Raw genomic sequence first — 19,904 nt, 5'->3', positions numbered from 1 at the left:
AAAATGTATCGAATATAAAACACAGAGGCCGTTTGATTGCTCAAACGGCCTTTTGCTATGATGGTTAAGGAGAAATTTTAAAATTTCTCTTACCTGACCGACTGGTTTAACAGACGCCAGGCAGTAACGGTATTCAGATGTTTATGATTTGTCTCGACAGTGCGATTCGCAATAGGAGGGCTCTGTTTTACAGTCCCAGGTGCCGTCCTCTTTTTGGCGGCAATTTTCAGCAAAAAAATAGCATCTCTCAAGACAAATGCTCTCACTTTTTGACATTTTTTTGCTCATAAATTTATTCCTCTTAAGCGTTTACAAAACCCCTTAGGGGTACCATTATTAGATTAATCATTTGCCGGATATATGCAATAGGATATCCTCATCTGAAATCCACAGCTACCGTTAATATGCAAAGGCATCCGCCTTGCTCGGTTTGATAAAGGACTTGTTCATGCGCACACTCTTAATCCTATGCTTTCTCGTTCTGGCAGCCAGCCCATCCATGGCCTATGGCGACGAGCCGATTGAGGCCCTGCGAAAAGGTGTCCAGGAAGGCCTGCAAGTTCTGCAGGGTCCTAAATTTACGGATCAGGAATTAAAAGAAGCCCAACAGCAGAAATTACGTCTGATTTTAGAGCGACTCTTTGATTTCCACGAATTTTCCCGAAGGGTGCTGGCCTCAAACTGGAAAAATTTTACGCCCTCCCAAAGAAAGACTTTTATCGAGGTTTTTACCGAATTTTTAGGTAAATTTTATATGGGAAAATTACAGGAAAAATATAAAGATGAAAGACTTATTTTTGAGAGTCAGGAGTTCAAAACTCCCACGCGGGCGCTGGTTCATATCAGAGTCGTCTGGAAGGGTCAAAAAATTCCGATAGATCTTTTGATGATCAAACGCAAAGGACAGTGGCGGGTGTATGACATTCAGTTTTTGGGTGTTAGCGCGGTGCGCAACTATCGGGCCCAATTCAACTCACTGCTTCGCAAAGAAACACCGGACCAGGTCATCGAGCGTATGCGCCAGAGGATCAGAAAAATAGATTCGGAAAAGAAACCGGTTGAGTACCCACAAGCCCCCAAAGGTTGACTTGCGGTTTGCAAAATGAATATGATCTTCTCTGAAAGCCATTAAGTTGACAAGCGGTATGGTTCGTTATCTAGACACCAATCAGCAAGATAAACTTGAACAAAAGTTTTGCTTTGTGTCTTAGGGCCTTGGTGGCATATTTTCAAGATTATCAGGTTTAGAAACCAGGCAAATTGCCACCATTTTCACGTTCACTGAAATGAATAAAGCCACCAACATGGTCGAAAAAAAAACCGCCAATTTTGGAACATTCATTTTTAAAAGGCGCTTCTTTTTACTTCTGGTAATGATTTTCGCAATGCTGGTGGGCGTGCCTTTTATCGGGGACTACAGTGGTTTTCGTTTTGTTGTCGATCTTATCGTATCCGGCATCTTCGTGGCCGCCATGTATGCCATCAGTGATAAAAAATATAATTTGCTCTTGGCGCTTTTTTTGATCTTTCCGATGTTTGTGGACATGTGGGCCGATTATTTTACAAGCACTGCTAGGCCGTTAATTGTTTCTCAGATATGTGGCATCTTATTTTTAGGATTTGCCATTTTCCATATCGTCAACTTTATACTTAAACAAAAAGAAGTCACCCAGGAAGTCATTTATGCTTCTGTGGTCGTCTATTTGCTGATGGCCATGTTGTGGGCCAATATATATCAGTTGCTTGAAACCTTTGCGCCCGGTTCTTTTGAAATGCCGGGAGGCCAGATCCAAAACGACCGGATCCTTTTCTTATATTTCAGCCTTGTGACTATCACCACCCTGGGCTATGGTGATATGACACCCTTGACGGATCGGGCTGCCGGACTGGCCACGGTGGAGGCGCTGATCGGTCAAATCTATCTGGTGTTGATGGTGGCCTGGCTGGTGGGTCTGCATGTGTCAAAACAAACAAAATAAGGCTGGATCCTGCAGCATAGCATAATCATCTGCCCAAGTTTAAATATTTTATTTGCCTAAAAGGAATGCTTGAAATGAAAGCGTATGTGATTATGTTCCTGGTTGTCAGTTTGTTTGGTGCGTCTAGTGTTCTGGCCGATGAGTGCATCGAAGGCGATTGCGTTAACGGTCAGGGAACCCTGCTGACCAGCACCGGTCAAAAGTTTATTGGTCACTTTAAGGACGGCATGCGTCATGGTAAGGGTGTTTTCATTCTACCCGGTGGCCGCAAACTTGAAGGCACCTGGCAGGAAAATGAGATTGTAGAAGGTATCTACACCAAGCCGGATGGAACCCGTTATGACGGCCAATGGAAGTATCGCGAACGAAACGGTCGGGGTGAATTGACCTTTCCGGACGGCCGTCACTATGTCGGTGAATTTAAAAGCGACCAGCGCCATGGGAAAGGCACCCTCTGGTATCCGGATGGCCGCAAGTATGAAGGCGACTTTCAATTTGGCGAACGCACCGGGCAGGGGACCATGACCTATCCGGACGGGCGAAAATACAGCGGAGAATTCAAAAATGGTGAGTGGTCCGGCCAAGGGACACTTACCTATCCGGATGGCAAAACCGTCAGCGGTGAGTTCAAATACGGTGAATTTGTGGGAAATCGATAGGTCCAGGGCTCAGCGTTCAAAGGTTTCGCGTTTCAGGTTGCGGGTTAACCGTTTCGTGTAAGGCGTAGCGAGTTAATCGTAAGAAAAAACGGGATGATGTTGCCCGAATGCAGACCGGGCAGATCATCCCGTTTTATTATTTACCAATAACGAATAACAATTAACCTTTATACATGCTGCATTTTACAAAATGCAGCATTATGGCAGCCGATTCAGCCAGTCGGCATTGAGTAACCATCTCCTTTTCAACTCATCCAGCAGACCGGTGCTGTCGGCAATATCCAGATAGTTTTCAACCCAGTTGACCAGCAGAGGGTCACCGGCCGGCACTGCGATTCCGATCGGTTCATAGGTCAAAGTGGTCACAACCGACAATAATCCCTCACCCGGATAGCGGAATACTGACACCACCGCAATCGGATAATCCGCCACCATGGCATGGACTTTATCGTCGAGCACCATTTTGACGGCCTCGTCATAATCTTTGGCCTTAAACAATTGGGCTTCCGGCAGGGCGGTTTCGACAAAGGCCTGGCTGGTGGAGCCTTCCAAAGCGACCAGTTTGGTGTTTTTGGCGTCAATATCGTCAGCCTCATCGGCCAGTGCGATGGTCTTGACTTTGGTCATAAATGCTTTACCGGAGACAAAGTACGGCCCCACAAACGCCACCTTGAGGTTACGCCCGGGTGTAATCGTCATGTTGGATATAATCATATCGATTTTACCCGCCTCTAAGGCTGGCAGCAGTTCGGCAAAGGGCATCGTCTTTAGTTCGGCTTTGACCCCCATAGCCTTGGCCATGGCCCGCGCCAGATCGACTTCATAGCCCATCAGCTCGCCTTCTTTAGAGGTCATGTTCAAAGGCGGCATATTACCGGTCATTCCCACCGTTAGTGTGCCGCTTTTCTGGACACGGTCGATGACCGGTGTTGCCGAGGCATTAGCCTTGTTGCCATTGGTCTGAGCACAGCCAATCAACAGTGCCAATGATGCCAGCACAATTATCCATTTTTTCATCATCATTTTAGTCCTCCTTTTCATTTTTTAAGTTAGATGGTTTATTTTTGAATCATTTGCTTGTACGCGTTGATCAACCCGTTGGTTGAACTGTCATGGGTGTCCACCGGTTTAACATCTGCCAGCTCGGGCAATATTTTTTGTGCCAGCTGCTTGCCGAGCTCGACCCCCCATTGATCAAAGCTGAAAATATTCCAGATCACCCCCTGGACAAAGATTTTATGCTCATACATCGCAATTAAACTTCCCAGCACACCTGGGGTCAGTTTTCTGATCAAAATGGAGTTGGAAGGTCGATTGCCTTCAAATATCTTGTGGGGTAAAAGTTTGTTGATTTCTTTATCGGTTTTCCCCTCTGCTTTCAACTCTGCGATCACTTTTTCCCGGGTTTTGCCATTCAAAAGGGCTTCGGTCTGGGCGAAGAAATTCGATAGTAAAATTTGATGGTGGTCCCCCATGGGATTGTGGCTAATGGCCGGGGCCAGAAAATCGGCGGGGATCATTTTGGTGCCCTGATGAATTAACTGGTAAAAAGCGTGTTGACCATTGGTCCCCGGCTCACCCCAGATGATCGGTCCGGTCTGGTAATCCACTTTTTGTCCCGCGCGATCGGTTGATTTGCCGTTGCTTTCCATATTGCCCTGCTGGAAATAAGCCGGGAATCGGTGCAGGTATTGGTCATAGGGCAAAATGGCTTCGGTCTGGGCCCCGAAAAAATTATTATACCAGATGCCGATTAAAGCCAGAATCACCGGGATGTTTTGATCATAAGGCGCTGATTTAAAATGCTGATCCATATCATAAGCGCCCTGTAAAAGAGCCGTGAAGTTGTCGTATCCGATATAACAGGCGATCGATAAGCCGATGGCCGACCACAGCGAATAGCGTCCGCCCACCCAGTCCCAGAAAACAAACATGTTATCCTGATCAATGCCGAATTTTTCTACCGCAGCGCTGTTGGTTGAAATGGCCACAAAATGACGGGCGACATGCTGCAGATCCTGGGCGACTTCTAAAAACCAGCTCCGCGCGGAAAACGCGTTGGTCATGGTCTCTTGGGTGGTAAAGGTTTTGGAGGCAATCATAAAAAGGGTGGTTTGCGGGTTCAAGCTCTTGAGGGTCTCGGTGATGTGTGTGCCGTCGACGTTGGAAACAAAATGAACCCGCAGGTCTTTTTGCGCATACGGCCGCAAGGCCTCTGTGACCATCAGCGGTCCCAGGTCAGAGCCGCCAATACCGATGTTAACGATATCGGTTATTTTTTTGCCGGTATACCCCTGCCAATCGCCCGAGATGACGCGGGTGGAAAAGTTTTCGATCTGCAGCAGCACCGCATTGACCTGCGGCATCACATCCTGGCCGTCAACTTTAATCGGCGTGTCGTCCCTATTGCGCAAGGCCGTGTGCAGCACAGCCCGATTCTCAGTTTCATTAATTTTTTCTCCGGTAAACATGTTATCGATAGCCTTTTTAAGGTCACATTCTTCAGCCAGGGCTATGAAATTTTTGATCGTTTCTTGTGTGATCCTGTTTTTGGAGTAATCGACAAGGATATCGTTAAAGCGGATGGAAAATTTATCAAACCGACGAGGATCATCGGCAAAGAGATCACGCATGTGAAGGTCTTTGACTGTTTCGTAGTGGCGGCTTAGGTTTTGCCAGCTCTTGGTTGTTGTCGGATTCTTTTTGGCAAGCATGTTGACATCCCCTGGAAAAAACAATTTATATATAATAATACTACTTTTTGTTTTAACAAGTTGTTTTAGTTTCTTAAAATTGCGAACGGGCCATTTCGTTCTTACCATTATGTCTCAATGTGAATTTAACCACATTAATCATATTGCTCATGATGTTCTAACTATGGTTACGATCTCAAAAAATCGGAAAGTTCAAATTGCTGACGATGCCGAAGCCATGAGCAGAGCAGCAGCTAAAACACTCATCGAGCACATAGCGAAACAATTGCAGACAAAAGATGTATTTAGCATCGCCTTGTCGGGCGGCTCCACACCGCGCAAGCTATACGCCCTAATGGCCAATGATCCCGGGCTGCGCAAACAAGTTCCCTGGCAGCAGATCCATTTTTTCTGGGGTGATGAGCGCCATGTGCCAGCTGACCATCCGGACAGCAACTACCGTATGGCCTATGAAGCCCTGCTGTCAAAGGTGCCCATTCCGCCGGCCAACATTCACCGCATCCGTGCTGAGAACCCCGATGCCGATAAAGCAGCTCAAGAATATGCTCGCGACATGCGGCGGTTCTTTGGTATCGCCGGCAGCGAGCCGCCGCGCTTTAATTGTGTGCTGCTGGGGATGGGATCGGATGGCCACACCGCCTCACTCTTTCCCGGATCTCCAGCCCTTGGTGAACAAAATCGTCTGGTAATGGCCAATTGGGTAGAAAAATTCAATTCTTTCCGCATCACATTAACCTTACCGGTCATTAACAACGCAGATCTGATTCTGCTGCTGGTCAGTGGTGACCAGAAAGCAGAGACGCTCAAAGCGGTGCTGGCGGACGATTCTGATACGATTCGATTTCCCGTGCAATACCTACAGCCCAAGAATGGCGTATTGACCTGGTTGCTGGATCAACGAGCCGCCAGTCGACTGAAGTCAGATGCCTAAAAAATAAAATTTTCCAAAATTGCATACCATTCGGCAATTCAAGAAAAAATAGTCAGCGATGGCCCAAGACGCGGGTTTTATGAATCGCTCAGATCCAATATTTCCATACGGTTGTTCCGGTAGGGATGTTTTTCAGAAGGACCTTCGGTCATAACAATTAAGTTACCACTTTCTCCTACCAGGCTCAGGTAGTTGCGGGCCCATTGCTTCCAATCATCCGGGTGTTCGGCTTCACAAACCGGCTGAACGCCATATGAAAACAGCAGGTTCTGACAGGTTTTTCTTAGGCGGCTAATGGCTGTAATCCAGACCGGTAGTCTAAAGCGCGTAATCCTTCTGGCCGTCGCGCCGCTGCGGGTGGGTACGAGGACCGTCGGTGGTGTGATCCGTTTCAGAGCGGTATCAACACTTAAGGCGATCAAATCCTCTTTGCGGATGTTATCGTCTTGACGGCGCGATCGCAGCTGCCCTTCGATGGGGTTAAAGGCGCGATGCGGCTCAGTGGCTGCAGCAATCTTGGCCAGCATAGCCGTTGCATCCACTGGATATTCGCCCATGGCCGATTCGCCGGACAACATGACACAGTCGGTGCCGTCCAGGATGGCATTGGCCACATCGGTGGCTTCGGCCCTTGTAGGGCGGCGGCTATGGGTCATTGACTCCAGCATCTGGGTGGCGGTAATAACGGGTTTACCGGTCAGATTGGCTTTTTGCATGATCATCTTCTGGGCCACGGCGATTCTTTCGATAGGGATTTCAACACCCAGGTCTCCCCGGGCAATCATAACGCCGTCGGATGCTTCCAGAATATCATCGAGGTGATCTCGTGCGCTAATGCGCTCGAGTTTGGCGATAATAAACGGATCATGGCCGAGGTCTGTGGCGGCCTGGCGAACCGCGTGGATGTCCTGGCCCGTTTCCACAAAAGACTGGCTAACGGCATCGACACCATTTTCCATGGCAAATTTTAAACATTCATGATCACGTTCCGTAAAGGCGCTGATGCCCAGATCGATGTCGGGTAAATTAAGCCCTTTACGGGACCTGAGCTCACCACCGACAAGAACTTTACATTCGACCTCTTTGCCCGCTACATTCATAACCGCTATCTCGATCAAACCATCGTTTAAAAACAAATTGTCTCCGGTTTTGACCGCCTCGTGCAGTCGTGAAAAGCTAACAGACACACGGTTCTGGTTGCCGATGATGTCTTCGGTTGTCAGTGTAAAAAGATCATCGGGTGCCAATTCAATCGGCTCCTCTTCAAGTTCTCCGATACGCATTTTGGGGCCGGGCAAATCGGCCATGATGGCCACCTGTTTTTCAGCAGCTTTGGCCGCGGCCCGAATTTTTTGAATGGTTTCCGCGTGGCTTTCAAAATCGCCGTGGGAAAAGTTAAGCCGCGCGATATTCATGCCGGCGCGAATCATTCTCTCCAAAATCTCCGGGGAATCCGAAGCGGGTCCGATAGTACAAACAATTTTGGTTTTGTTAGCAGGGAAGGGCATTTGGTTTCCTCATATTTTTGATTTTAGATTTCGGATTTTGGATTTGCGACCTACCATCCAAAATCTAAAATCCAAATTCCAAAATCAAAGTTGGTTTAAGACAACTTAAGATATTCCATAATTCCAGACTGATACTTCGCTTCGAAGGCTTTGTCTATTTTTTGAATTGGATTGGCACCTAAAAATTCTAATAATTTGAACAATTCTTCTCGGCGTTGGTTTTCATCTGAAAGGCGCTTTAGACCGATGATCTCCTCTTCGATCTCAAAATACTTTAATTTGGCATCAAGCGGCAGTTGCCAGAAGAGCAAAAAGCCTCTCTCCGGAAAATCGACATCCAGCAATTTGTAGCAATACTGCATAAAATTTTTTTCCAGTCGCTCCCGGGTCTTGATCACTTTTTGCTTTTCAGATTCGATATCTGCCCGTTGAAACGGTTTGCCAAATACCTCAAAATACATTTTTATTTTGGGCTCGGTACCTGAGGGTCTTACCGTCACCCGCAGGCTGTTGGTGTCCGGGGTATTGGCCAGTCGGTACACCAGCATGTTACGGGCCGATGTGTCGGTTCGCGACAGATGCGGCTGCGGTTCACCGTCACGGCGGTCGATTTTATTTTCAACTTTGAAATTACCGATCGAATCAATCTGGGTGTCCCGCAAATGACTCATGATCATCAATATTTGCTCCATGCCCTTGGCACCCAGCAGCCTGATTTCAGTTAAGTAATTGTGGCAGTAACCGTAACGGGCATAGATATCCGCCAGATCATCCAAAAGCGTTTTGTCCTGTTTTTTAAGCTCAGCGGCATGTTCACCCAGCCAAATCGCAGCGCAGGCGGCATCTTTGTCCCGGGCATAATTGCCCATCAGATAACCATGGCTCTCTTCGGTACCCATTATGAAGTGATCGATTTGATCATCGGCCTCAATTTTATTCATAAGGTCGCCAATATATTTAAACCCCACCAGCAAATCACCGATACAGCGGATGCCGTTTTCAGCGGCAATTTTTTGAATCAACGATGTGGTCACATCGGTTTTGATGATAACATTTTCCGGGTTGAGGCGCCCCTGGGCTTTGTATTTTGAGATGGCATATTGCGAGAGGATAATACCGATTTCATTACCGCTCAAAAACCGCCAGTCGCCTTTGTGTTTAACCATTACACCGATGCGATCCGCATCCGGATCGGTGCTGAGCAAAATGTCGGCATCCACCTCTTGAGCAAACGGCAGCGAGTGGTCAAAGGATTCAACCACTTCCGGATTGGGTATGTTGAAGGTGACGTTTTCAAAAGCACCGCTTAAATGTGAGGTTGCCGGATCGAGGGTGACATCAAAATCCAGCTCTTTTAGGACCGGATAAACCGATGTCAGACCGGTTCCGTGCAAAGGGGAATAAACGATTTTTAAGTTGCGTTCGCTGGAAAGCGATACCGGGCGAACGGCCGCGTAATAGGCCTCATCAATTTCTTTTCCGACGATTTCGATGAGCCCCTTGTTTTTGGCAGCTTCAAAGGATAGGGTTTTGATTTTTTTGACATTGCCGGTAACTTCATCCACCAGGTTCTGATCATCAGGTGGTATCAGCTGACCGCCATACTGATCATAGACCTTTTTGCCGTTGTCGGTGGGCAGATTATGGCTGGCACTGAACATATCACCGGATATGGCATTCAGATGGCGAATGGTAAATGAGAGCTGGGGCGTGCTGCGCGTCTCGTCGTACATATACACCTTGATCTGGTTAGCCGTATATACTTCGGCGGCAGCGATTGCCAGCTTACGGCCATCCAAATCCATTACGGGATTGGGGGCCGAATCATCGTAGATGCCCTTTTGAACGTATTTTCTTACATCATAAGTCAGCACAACCCCTCGTTGTTTGGCGTCTTCACCGTACATGTTAATCAGGTACTGCGAATGGCCCTGGGCGGAGGCTTGAATGGTCCAGGTATTGATGCGGTTGGGACCAATGCCGACCAGACCCCGGCGACCGCCGGTGCCAAAAGGAATAATCTGGTAAAACGCATCCAGCAAAAAATTCCAGCGCTCGTTATCGATTAAATATTGAATCTGGGAAACATAATCGGCAAACATTGCATCGCTTAACCACATCTCCAGCCATTTGAGGGCGTCATCGACATAATTTTGAGAAATATCCAGGGTACTAAAGCCGTCTTTTGCTTTTGCCAACAGGGCGTTTATTGTCATGGTTTGTCTTCCTTTTTATTGTTCTTCTTGTAGCCATAGGTATTGATACGGATTTAGTTGAATGCCTGCACTGTCTATTTTATCGCCGGTGATTAAATCCACCATCGTTCCTGGGGCTGTTTTTGCGGGCAGGGAAATCGAAATGGATTCAGATGATATGTTGGTAAGGGCAACAATTATTTGATCCCGGCTGCTGCGTTTGATCCCAAAAATTTTGGGATCAATTTCTAAGATTTCAAAATCGGCATTGGGGTGAAAGGCGCTTTGTTGTTTGCGCTTCTTGATTAAATTCAGATAGGGAAAAAAGACCCGGGAGCGAAAGGATTGCGGGTCATTTAACTCGGCCATAAGCTCTTCAACCTGGAGCTTTTCGCGATTTATCGTGCGGGCACGCCCGGTCTCTTTGACACCCTCTACCCAGTTGCGCGATCCCAGCAGACTATGGATATAGGTAGCCGGCACGCCCGGCAGGGCATATTGAATGGATTGGGAAGCCAAAAACTTATCGGCATCGGTCGAGGCCTTGTCACCCAGAATCGCGTCTACATAGGTAATGTTGAGTTCATAGGGGCTATCGGATCCGTCAGGATTGCGTTTGTAGGAAACCTGACCCTCATTGGATTTTGCAATTTCAGCAAGGTTTTCGATTTTATTCGGCTCCAGGATGCCTTCCAGCGGGCGCACACCAATTCCATCATGGGAGGCGGTAAAATTAAAAAACGTGTTATCCTTTGATCGTAGAAGAAGCCCTTTGGCCCACTCAGAAAGGATGGTGGCATCTTCGCTGACGAAGGTATGAAAAAGCAGCGGCGGCAGCGTAAAATTATAGACCATCTGGGCTTCATCGCGGCCGTCACCAAAGTAGCTGATATTTTCATCATGCGGGACGTTGGTTTCGGTTAAAATGATCACATCCGGCGCCACCAGGTCTAAAACCGCCCGAAACAACTTGACCATATCATGGGTTTGAGACAGGTGAATGCAGTTGGTGCCGATTTCCTTCCATAGATACGCAATGGCATCGAGCCTTAAGATAGTGGCGCCTTGATCGGCATAAAACAACAACACATCGATCATTTTTTCAAGAACATCCAGGCTCCTGAAATTAAAATCGATTTGGTCGGCACTGAATGTGGTCCATAAATGTACCGTTTTACCATCTTTCTTTTTATACTCTGATAAAAGCGGCAAAGATCGCGGCCGGGTAACCATGGTTAGATCGATGGTGGGATCCATTTCAATGGCAAATTCTTCAAATCCGTTTTGGCCTTCCAGGTAGTTTTGAAACCACTGCCCTTTTGAGGAGAAGTGGTTGACCACGTAATCAAACATCAGCTCAAAATCCTGACCGATGGCTGCCACCTCCTGCCAGGTACCCAGTTCGGGGTCGATTTTAAAAAAGTCCATAACCGAAAAGCCGTCATCGGAAGAGTAGGGAAAAAAAGGCAAAAAATGAATATTGGAAATGGCGCCCTTCAAGTATTGATTCGCAAATGCATGCAACGTGGCCAGAGGAGCTTCTCCCTCCTTTTTAAGAGAGTCGCCGTAAGTGATCAGAACCACATCTTCCTGGGAAAAATAGCTATCCTTTCGGCGGTTTTGAACGGCATACTTTTCAATGATGGGCGTAATTTGCTCCAGAGCCAGCTTACCGGTCTGTTCCCCGTATATCTGGTTCAGTAGACGTTTTACTTTTTCCATGCGTTCACCTCTATACGACATAAATTTTCATGCAAAATTAGCATGTATCCGGCGCCAGCCAACCATGATCGATCATATAATTTCTGAGTCCCTGATAAAGGACCGAGTAGGAAAAATACTTTTTGGCCAGCTCATAGTCATGATCGACCATTTCCTGGCGAAGTTGCGGATTATCGAGAACCGCCTTGGTCTGCTCAACGGCTTTATCGGTCACATATCCGTCAATTTCAATCACCTTAAACCCCTTGGGTTTGATATCTTTGAGATAAATTGAATATGTGTTGACCACAATGGGTTTTTTAAAATACAGCGTTTCCAAAAAGGCGTTACCAAAACCCTCAAACGTCGAAGGATAAGTGACCAGATCCGCATAGGGGTAGATGTCCTCCAGGGTGTAAATTTTGCGGCCGTCCGGTGTGGTCCCTCTTTCCTCATTGATGATGTCGTCCACGAATATCGTGTTGACGTTCATTAGCTTGGAGTAATCTTTCAGCCGGTTCTCATAGTCCCAGCCCTCATCTCCGGAGGCATGCGAGATCACCAGTTTGGCCTTGCGGCCCAGTCTATGTACCAATTCAATGGCGTGCTCGATTCCTTTGCGCTGAACCACCCGGGTGGGCTGCAGAATCAAGAGCTCATCGTCCTCAATACCCAAAGCCTGCCGGACATCAAATGTATACTCATCCGGCGGTGGCGGTGGATTGTCAAAATCCATCACATTATGGACCACATGAGCGGATATACCGGTGCGTAAACTCAGCTGCGAGTCGGCAACCGAATTGATGACCACATGCTCGATGGAGGGCAGCACCGGCGGAAATGCCATTCTTAAATAATCCGAGACGGAATTGACCATAAAACGGTCCCGTTCCCAATAAAAATCATGATGATGCGCGATGGTGGGGATGCTGGTCTCAGCAATATATTCCGTTATCGCAATTCCCAGGGGAATATTCATTGGAATGGTCAGGGCGTTTTGAGGAATAATCAGATCGATGTCGAATTTTTTGACAAATTCATACAGGTGGTCTTTGATATGGATGGCCAGTTGATAGATTCTTTTGGAGAGCGCGCGGTCCCTGACAGTGACGCCAAAAGAGTTGTCATGAATTTTCCTTATTTCCGGATGGGTAAAATGGGCTTCTTCAACCAGATAGGATCGCTCCGGCGGCCGGTCCAACTCACCGGCAAAATAATAGCTTGTCCAGCCAAACTTTTTAAATACGTCTGCCCATTTTTCAAGCTCCAGCGATACACCATCGGTACCGGCAATGCGCGTGGAAATAAAACCGACATTGTTGACATGGTCTCCAGTCTTTGCAATCACCATCAGCCCCTCCCTTCTGCTTTCTACTGAACATTCTTTATCGAATATCTTTTGAAATAATTTTGAAACTGATTCTAAAACGGCGTGCTTTGTTTGATGGCAAGGCTTGAGCCGGTTCAAAAGCGGAGCGTACACAATAGTACGCGAGCATTTAGGACCGGTTTATAACACCGCCAGCGGGCAAAGCACACCGTTTTAGTCCAGTTTCATGCTTTGTTTGCGCTACCCAGCACATTTTCATTCTTATATTTGATCATTTTAATCAGCGCGTCCCTTGCCGGTCCCAGGTATTTGCGGGGATCGAACTCAGCCGGATTTTCGGCAAACACCTTGCGGATGGCCGCGGTCATGGCCAGTCGACCGTCGCTGTCGATATTAATTTTGCAGACCGCAGAGCCGGCCGCTTTTCGCAACTGCTCTTCGGGAATGCCGACAGCGTCTTCCATTTTACCGCCGAACCTGTTAATCATCTTCACATATTCGGGTTCCACGGATGAGGCCCCATGCAACACAATCGGAAAACCCGGGACCCGTTTTTCGATCTCTTCCAGAATATCAAATCGAAGCGGTGGCACTTCTTCTCCTGGTTTGACTTTAAACTTGTGCGCACCATGGGATGTGCCGATGGAAATCGCCAGGCTGTCAACGCCGGTTTTTTCTACGAATTCTTCGACCTCTTCCGGTTTGGTATAATGTGAAACTTCATGTGAGACTTCATCTTCCACCCCGGCGAGTACCCCCAGCTCGCCTTCCACGGTAATATCGCGCTCATGGGCATACTCAACCACCTGTCGGGTGAGCGCTGCGTTTTCATCAAAAGGGTGATGCGAGCCGTCGAGCATCACCGAAGAAAAGCCGGTATCAATGCACGCTTTGGCCAATTCAAAGGAGTTGCCATGATCCAGATGCAGGGCGATGGGGATTTGCGCGCCCAGCGCTTTGGCCATCTGGACCGCCCCGGTGGCCATGTACGGCAAAAAGGTGGCATCGGCATACTTGCGGGCGCTGCCGGACACCTGTAAAATCACCGGCGATTTGGATTCCGCGCACCCGATGATGATGCCCTGCAATTGCTCCATATTGTTAAAGTTATAGGCTGGGATGGCATAACGGCCTTCCATGGCCTTTTTGAACATGTCGCGGGTGTTCACCAGCCCCAGGTCTTTGTAGTTGATCATATCCGTCATGTGTAAACCTCCTGGCAGTCGTCGGCCGTTATCTGAAGTTTTTATTCTCTCGCAAAGGCACGAAGAGACTTTTGGTAATTTATAGTTCAAAGATCTTTGCGATCTTGGCGGCTTTGCGTGAGCTATAGAATAAAATTGGATTGTTTCCGCTTAATATCTGTAGATTATTTTAGGCATTTTAAATCATTTATCCGTCAACGCTGCCACGCCCGGCAAAACCTTACCTTCCATGAATTCCAGTGACGCGCCGCCGCCGGTGGACACATGGGAGACCTTGTCGGCCACACCGGCCAGATCGATGGCTGCAGCAGAATCGCCGCCGCCGATGACCGTAGTGGCGCCGCTGGCGGTGGCCTCTGCCAGGGCATGGGCGATGGCAAATGTGCCTTTGGCAGTATCTTCAATTTCAAAAACCCCCATGGGGCCGTTCCAGACTATGGTTTTGGCAGCACTGATAATGTCGCGAAATTTTTCGATTGACTGCGGGCCTATATCCAAACTGTAAGTATCGGCGGGAATAGCATCTGCGGCAACCTCCTTCAGGGGGCCGACCTGGCGTTTATCAAAATCAAACGTATCCGAAACCCGGCAGTCAACCGGCAGAATGAGCTTATCGCCGCCCTGGGCCAGCAGCTCCTTTGCCAGCTCAATTTTATCTTCCTCCAGCAGTGATTTGCCGATTTCTTTTTCCTGGGCTTTAAAGAAGGTGTAGGTCATCCCGCCGCCGATAATGATATGGTCCACCCGGGGCAGCAGATTGGAGATAATATCGATTTTACCCGATATCTTGGCGCCGCCCAAAATAGCAACAAAGGGTTTGTCCGGATTTTCCAGGACGCGGCTTAGATAATCGAGTTCCTTCATCAATAAATAACCGGCCGCGCATTGATCGATATGATGGGTGACGCCTTCAGTGGATGCATGGGCCCTGTGGGCGGTGCCAAAGGCATCATTGACATAAACATCGCCAAGCTTGGCCAACTGGGCGGCAAAATCCGCATCGCTATCTGTCTCTTGTTTATAGTAGCGAAGGTTTTCGAGCAAAAGGATATCGCCCTCGTTGAGGGCCTCAACCGCGTCTTGGACCTCGGGACCGATACAGTCATCGACAAATTTTGTTTTTCTGCCTAGCAGGGCATTCAGAACCGTTTCGCAAGGCTGCAACGACATCTCCGGCACACGCTGGCCCTTGGGTCTGCCCAGATGAGACATTAAAATCAGTTTGCCGCCGTTATTGGTAATGTATTTAATCGAGGGTAGGGCGGCCCGAATGCGTTTATCGTTGGCCACCCGAGTGTCTTCCAAGGGGACATTGAAATCCACCCGCATCAAAACACGTTTGCCCCTAAGATCCAAATCCTCAATGGTCAACTTGTCCATCTCCATCTCCCGCGTTTGTTTGAATAAAATTCACCGCAAAGAAGCACAAAGAAACCAGAAGATACACCAAATATTAAATAAAAAATTTTTAGTATTGCGCTTCGTGTCCTTCGTGCGCTTTGTGGTAAAAACATCGCTTTTTTCATCACCACGAAGAACACAAAGAAGCACGAAGACAGTTTTATGAGAACGTTGCCAGCATGCCGATCAGATCCACCACACGATTCGAATAGCCCCACTCATTGTCGTACCAGGAAACAATGCGGGCATAGCCGTCTTCCTCGGAGCTGGTCGAGAGGGCATCAAAGATGCTTGAATGGGTGTTGCCGATGATATCGCTGGAGACCAAAGGTGCCTCACTGTATTCGACGACGGCCTTCATGGGGCCGGCTGCGGCTTCGCGAACGGCGGTATTTATTTCATCGCGCGACGCTTTTTTGCCCAGTCTGACGGCCAGATCCACAATCGAGCCGTCCGGCACCGGAACACGCATGGCCAATCCATCCAGTTTGCCTTTCAGTTGCGGCAGTACCTTGCCGACCGCGACGGCTGCACCGGTGGTTGTCGGGATGATATTTTCACCGGCCGCCCGGCTGCGGCGAAAATCCTTATGAGGGACATCCGCCAAGCGCTGGTCATTGGTGTAGGCGTGCACCGTGGTGATGTAGCCTTCTTCAATGCCAAACGTCTCATCCAGGATTTTAGCGATGGGGGCCAGACAATTGGTGGTGCAGGAAGCGTTGGATACAATGCGATGCTCCGGTTTGAGTTCATCATCGTTGACACCGAGCACGATGGTGGCGTCTATTTCTTCCTTTGCGGGCACCGTTAAAATCACCTTCTGCGCCCCGGCGGCCATATGTTTTTCGAGTGGTTCGCGATGGCGGAACACACCGGTGGATTCAATCACAAATTGGGCACCTAAATCCTTCCAGGGAATATTGGTCGGATCGCGATGCTCAGTCATCGCCACGCGCTGATTATCAACGGTCATGGCGTCTGCTTCCGCACTAACCGCCTTATCAAAAATGCCCATGACGGTGTCATATTTGAGGAGGTACGCCAGCTGTTCGTTGTCAAACAGGTCATTGATCGCCACGACTTCCATGTCATCGCGATCACTGATGATTCGAAATACACTTCGGCCGATACGGCCGAAACCGTTTATGCCAACTTGAATCGTCATTATGCGGCCTCCTTGTCTATTTCTACAAATTTTTTAATTAAATCAATCACTCGATGGGCATACCCAAAGCCGTTATCATACCAGGCCAGGGTTTTAGAAACATTTTCTTTCTGGACCATGGTGGCCATGGAATCAAAAGTGCTGGAGTAGGTGCTGCGAATAATATCACTGGAGACAATCGGATCATCTTCATAGTTCAAAATTCCCCGCCATTTGTCCGATGCGGCCGCGGTTCGAATGACCTCGTTTATCGCCACCTCCGTGACCTTTTTCTCGTGCCAGCACACCAGGTCCACAACCGATCCGTTGGGGACCGGAACGTTCATCGAGGCACCGGTTAATCGTCCGGCCATAGCCGGTATCAGCTCGGTAACCACCTGGGCGGCATTGGTTTCCTGGGGAATGATATTTTCGGCCGCCGCGCGCCCGCGGCGTTTATCTTCGGAAGGCACATCCGCCAGACGTTGTTGATTGGTATAGGCATGAACCGTACTCAGAAAAGCGCGCTGAATGCCAAAGGCATCATTAAGGATCTTAAGCACCGGTGCGGCGCAATGGGCCGTACAGGACCCATTGGAAACAATTTTGTGTTCTGCTTTCAGCTGATCATCGTTGACCCCCATAACTACGGTAATATCCGGTGGTGTTTTCTGGGGCACGCACAGAATCACACGTTTGGCGCCCTGCTTCAGGTGCTTTTCAAAGTCTTCCCGGGTGCGATACTGGGCGGTGGCCTCAATGACCACATCCACACCCAGATCTCCCCAGGGCACATCGCCAGGCTCTGCTTCAGAAAGCATGGGGATCTGACGGCCGACCACATACAGATTATTGTCCTTGATACTGACCTCATCGGGGAAGGGCCCCAGAATCGTATCGAAACGCAAGAGGTATTCCAGAGCCTTATGATCGGCTATATCGCTGATGGCGGCGATTTTAATGTCTTCGCTCTGGTAAAGAATCCGAAAGAGATTTCTTCCGATTCTGCCAAAGCCCATTAGGCCGATTGTTGTTGCCATACGTCACCTCCCTGCTGTCAACATTAGACGTTTTGAGGGTTATGTTGAAATGTCAAGAATACTGGGTGTGTAGTCCTCCGGCGGTTTAAAACCCAAAAGCGTCAGACAGGTAGCCGCCAGGCTGCTGATGCCCAGATCTTTGTGTTTCGATAGCGCCATTTTGATATTGCCGTCAGGCGCATACACGTAAGCAAACACCGGATTGAGCGAATGCGCCGTGCGCGGCTTGGGCTTTCCGGTCTTTTCATCATAGATGACTTCGCCGGTTTCATAATCGCATTCATACATATCATCTGAATTTCCGTGGTCTGCTGAGACCACTAAAATGCCATTGGCTTTTTTTACCGCCCTGACGAGCCGGGCCAGGCACAAGTCGACGGTCTCAACTGCGATCTCAACAGCCTGGGGAATACCGGTATGACCGACCATATCACCGTTGGCATAGTTGAGTCGGATAAAACGGTAGTTGTTGTCCAAAATAGCCTCGGCGACTTTATCGGTGATCTCGGCTGCTTTCATCCAGGGCCTTTGCTCAAAGGGAACGATGTCGGATGGCACCTCGATGTACTCCTCCATTGAGTCGTCAAACTTGCCGGAACGGTTGCCGTTAAAAAAATAGGTCACATGGCCGAATTTCTGGGTTTCACTGATGGCCAGCTGTTTGACACCCGCTCTGGCAAGATATTCGCCAACCGTACGATCGATACCGGGTGGATTGACAAGGTATTTTTTGGGTATGAGCGCATCACCATCATATTGCATCATGCCGGCATATTTGACATTGAGTTTGGGTCCCCGGGAAAATTTGTCAAAGTCATCGTCTTCAAAAGCCATGCTGATCTCGATGGCCCGGTCACCCCGGAAATTAAAAAAAATAACGCTATCATTTTCCGCAATAGGCCCCAGTGGTGCATTGTTGCGGGCAATCACAAATGGCGGCAGATCCTGATCGATGACATCCGGATTTTCGCTGCGCAATGCCTCGATGGCTTCACGGGCAGAGCTAAATGTGCGGCCCTCACCCAGGACATGGGTTTTCCAGCCGCGTTCGACCATGCCCCAATTGGCCTGGTAGCGGTCCATGGTGATTTGCATGCGTCCACCACCTGATGCGATCGCATATTCGATGTCGCTGTCCCTTGCCAGCGCAGACAAGAACCCTTCTAGTCGATCGACGTATTCCAGGGCCGAGGTGGGCGGCACATCGCGTCCATCCAACAGAATATGAACAGCGGCTTTTTTCACACCCTGGTTCTTGGCTTCTGTGAGCATGGCCTCCAGGTGATCGATATGACTGTGCACGTTACCGTCTGAGAAAAGGCCGATAAAATGCAGTCTGGACTTATGCTGCAGCACGTTTTCGATGAGCTCTTTCCAGACAGCACCTTCAAACAGCGAGCGGCTTTCAATGGATTCATTCACCAGACTGGCGCCCTGGGCGAAAACGCGTCCGCAGCCAATGGCGTTGTGACCAATCTCACTGTTGCCCATATCCGCATCCGAGGGCATGCCCACGGCCGTGCCATGGGCCTTGAGTTTGGCAGACAGGGCATTATTAGCCAGCCAGTCCAGGGTGGGGGTGTTGGCCCGGCTGACTACATCACCTTCGGCACAGGTGCCAATGCCGACGCCATCTAATATCGCCAGGACTACCGGCCCTTCGGGCCCATTGAAATGTTTTGACTTTTTGAGTGGTTGCATCTTTTTCTCTTTTTCTTTCAATAGCTGTTAGTGCTGGGCTTTACCCCCTCAACGAAATACAAAGAAAATAAACCACACGATAGCAATGGGCAACAGCGCACCGGCCAGGATGCCGCCAGCGAGACCTCATTGTTAAAATATTTCTTCAGATTCGATACTCCGGTTGGGCTGCAGTTAAGACGCCGGCTGAGAAGAGTATTGCACTCAAACAGATCGAAAGCACAATTGTAGCTGGATCCCATCTGCCCTTCATTGGCATTCTGCTTTAGAGCTGAAGTTCAGCAGCGGCAGCTTCTAATACCTTAGCGCCTCTTTCAAATCCGTGGTTCTCATCATTTGAAGTCATCGATTGACTGGTGGTTTCAATTGCCATAGCTTTAAGTGCCCCAGGCCGGG

Annotated in this window: 15 protein-coding genes; 4 read left to right on the top strand and 11 right to left on the bottom strand. The window is 48.7% G+C overall.

The annotated features are described in order from the left end of the window. The first annotated feature begins 448 nt into the window (after positions 1–448). The 3 genes from QNJ26_02530 to QNJ26_02520 all read left to right on the top strand — a co-directional run bounded on the left by QNJ26_02530 (position 449) and on the right by QNJ26_02520 (position 2,638). On the top strand, positions 449–1,087 hold the full coding sequence (locus tag QNJ26_02530) for an ABC transporter substrate-binding protein (GenBank protein ID MDJ0984394.1): 639 nt from the start codon (positions 449–451) through the stop codon (positions 1,085–1,087). Positions 1,088–1,286: 199 nt separating this feature from the next. Beyond that, entirely contained in the window at positions 1,287–1,979 is a 693-nt protein-coding gene (locus tag QNJ26_02525) for a potassium channel family protein (protein ID MDJ0984393.1), read from the top strand. A gap of 74 nt (positions 1,980–2,053) precedes the next feature. Beyond that, positions 2,054–2,638, top strand: coding sequence for a 2-isopropylmalate synthase (locus tag QNJ26_02520; protein MDJ0984392.1), 585 nt, complete (start codon positions 2,054–2,056; stop codon positions 2,636–2,638). A 198-nt stretch (positions 2,639–2,836) separates the two neighbouring features. Here the strand turns inward: QNJ26_02520 and QNJ26_02515 are convergent, their stop codons facing one another. Next, a complete protein-coding gene (locus tag QNJ26_02515) occupies positions 2,837–3,661 on the bottom strand; it encodes a transporter substrate-binding domain-containing protein (protein ID MDJ0984391.1) in 825 nt (274 codons plus the stop codon). Between the two features lie 35 nt (positions 3,662–3,696). After that, positions 3,697–5,352 (bottom strand): glucose-6-phosphate isomerase, encoded by a 1,656-nt coding sequence (gene pgi / locus QNJ26_02510; GenBank protein MDJ0984390.1) that lies wholly within the window; start codon positions 5,350–5,352, stop codon positions 3,697–3,699. Between the two features lie 163 nt (positions 5,353–5,515). Between pgi and pgl the strand changes: the two genes are divergently transcribed. After that, positions 5,516–6,283, top strand: coding sequence for a 6-phosphogluconolactonase (gene pgl, locus QNJ26_02505; GenBank protein MDJ0984389.1), 768 nt, complete (start codon positions 5,516–5,518; stop codon positions 6,281–6,283). Positions 6,284–6,360: 77 nt separating this feature from the next. Here the strand turns inward: pgl and pyk are convergent, their stop codons facing one another. The 9 genes from pyk to gpmI form a co-directional block, all read right to left on the bottom strand. Continuing rightward, positions 6,361–7,791: a pyruvate kinase gene (gene pyk / locus QNJ26_02500; GenBank protein ID MDJ0984388.1), complete on the bottom strand. Its 1,431-nt coding sequence runs from the start codon at positions 7,789–7,791 to the stop codon at positions 6,361–6,363. A 95-nt stretch (positions 7,792–7,886) separates the two neighbouring features. Further along, entirely contained in the window at positions 7,887–10,007 is a 2,121-nt protein-coding gene (locus QNJ26_02495; GenBank protein ID MDJ0984387.1) for a phospho-sugar mutase, read from the bottom strand. 15 nt (positions 10,008–10,022) lie between these two features. Further along, positions 10,023–11,708 carry a sugar phosphorylase gene (locus tag QNJ26_02490; protein ID MDJ0984386.1) on the bottom strand — a complete coding sequence of 562 codons (1,686 nt, stop codon included), beginning with the start codon at positions 11,706–11,708 and terminating at the stop codon, positions 10,023–10,025. Positions 11,709–11,745: 37 nt separating this feature from the next. Continuing rightward, positions 11,746–13,038 carry a glycosyltransferase family 4 protein gene (locus QNJ26_02485; GenBank protein MDJ0984385.1) on the bottom strand — a complete coding sequence of 431 codons (1,293 nt, stop codon included), beginning with the start codon at positions 13,036–13,038 and terminating at the stop codon, positions 11,746–11,748. 203 nt (positions 13,039–13,241) lie between these two features. Then, a complete protein-coding gene (locus tag QNJ26_02480) occupies positions 13,242–14,222 on the bottom strand; it encodes a class II fructose-1,6-bisphosphate aldolase (GenBank protein MDJ0984384.1) in 981 nt (326 codons plus the stop codon). A gap of 183 nt (positions 14,223–14,405) precedes the next feature. After that, positions 14,406–15,602: a phosphoglycerate kinase gene (locus QNJ26_02475; GenBank protein MDJ0984383.1), complete on the bottom strand. Its 1,197-nt coding sequence runs from the start codon at positions 15,600–15,602 to the stop codon at positions 14,406–14,408. Positions 15,603–15,783: 181 nt separating this feature from the next. After that, positions 15,784–16,788, bottom strand: coding sequence for a type I glyceraldehyde-3-phosphate dehydrogenase (gap, locus tag QNJ26_02470; GenBank protein MDJ0984382.1), 1,005 nt, complete (start codon positions 16,786–16,788; stop codon positions 15,784–15,786). After that, positions 16,788–17,807, bottom strand: coding sequence for a type I glyceraldehyde-3-phosphate dehydrogenase (gene gap, locus QNJ26_02465; GenBank protein MDJ0984381.1), 1,020 nt, complete (start codon positions 17,805–17,807; stop codon positions 16,788–16,790). The genes gap (QNJ26_02470) and gap (QNJ26_02465) overlap by 1 nt, the downstream gene beginning before the upstream one ends. A 39-nt stretch (positions 17,808–17,846) precedes the next feature. Continuing rightward, positions 17,847–19,508: a 2,3-bisphosphoglycerate-independent phosphoglycerate mutase gene (gpmI, locus tag QNJ26_02460; protein ID MDJ0984380.1), complete on the bottom strand. Its 1,662-nt coding sequence runs from the start codon at positions 19,506–19,508 to the stop codon at positions 17,847–17,849. Between the last annotated feature and the right edge of the window lie 396 nt (positions 19,509–19,904).

It is taken from the genome of Desulfobacterales bacterium (assembly GCA_030066985.1).
Classification (GTDB): domain Bacteria; phylum Desulfobacterota; class Desulfobacteria; order Desulfobacterales; family JAHEIW01; genus JAHEIW01.
This window is presented reverse-complemented; position numbering and strand designations above follow the sequence as displayed.

Bases quoted from the DNA above. Each gene is read 5' to 3' on its own strand.
- QNJ26_02530 (MDJ0984394.1), top strand. From the start codon at position 449: ATGCGCACACTCTTAATCCTATGCTTTCTCGTTCTGGCAGCCAGCCCA.
- QNJ26_02525 (MDJ0984393.1), top strand. From the start codon at position 1,287: ATGAATAAAGCCACCAACATGGTCGAAAAAAAAACCGCCAATTTTGGA.
- QNJ26_02520 (MDJ0984392.1), top strand. From the start codon at position 2,054: ATGAAAGCGTATGTGATTATGTTCCTGGTTGTCAGTTTGTTTGGTGCG.
- QNJ26_02515 (MDJ0984391.1), bottom strand. From the start codon at position 3,661: ATGATGATGAAAAAATGGATAATTGTGCTGGCATCATTGGCACTGTTG.
- pgi (MDJ0984390.1), bottom strand. From the start codon at position 5,352: ATGCTTGCCAAAAAGAATCCGACAACAACCAAGAGCTGGCAAAACCTA.
- pgl (MDJ0984389.1), top strand. From the start codon at position 5,516: ATGGTTACGATCTCAAAAAATCGGAAAGTTCAAATTGCTGACGATGCC.
- pyk (MDJ0984388.1), bottom strand. From the start codon at position 7,791: ATGCCCTTCCCTGCTAACAAAACCAAAATTGTTTGTACTATCGGACCC.
- QNJ26_02495 (MDJ0984387.1), bottom strand. From the start codon at position 10,007: ATGACAATAAACGCCCTGTTGGCAAAAGCAAAAGACGGCTTTAGTACC.
- QNJ26_02490 (MDJ0984386.1), bottom strand. From the start codon at position 11,708: ATGGAAAAAGTAAAACGTCTACTGAACCAGATATACGGGGAACAGACC.
- QNJ26_02485 (MDJ0984385.1), bottom strand. From the start codon at position 13,038: ATGGTGATTGCAAAGACTGGAGACCATGTCAACAATGTCGGTTTTATT.
- QNJ26_02480 (MDJ0984384.1), bottom strand. From the start codon at position 14,222: ATGACGGATATGATCAACTACAAAGACCTGGGGCTGGTGAACACCCGC.
- QNJ26_02475 (MDJ0984383.1), bottom strand. From the start codon at position 15,602: ATGGACAAGTTGACCATTGAGGATTTGGATCTTAGGGGCAAACGTGTT.
- gap (MDJ0984382.1), bottom strand. From the start codon at position 16,788: ATGACGATTCAAGTTGGCATAAACGGTTTCGGCCGTATCGGCCGAAGT.
- gap (MDJ0984381.1), bottom strand. From the start codon at position 17,807: ATGGCAACAACAATCGGCCTAATGGGCTTTGGCAGAATCGGAAGAAAT.
- gpmI (MDJ0984380.1), bottom strand. From the start codon at position 19,508: ATGCAACCACTCAAAAAGTCAAAACATTTCAATGGGCCCGAAGGGCCG.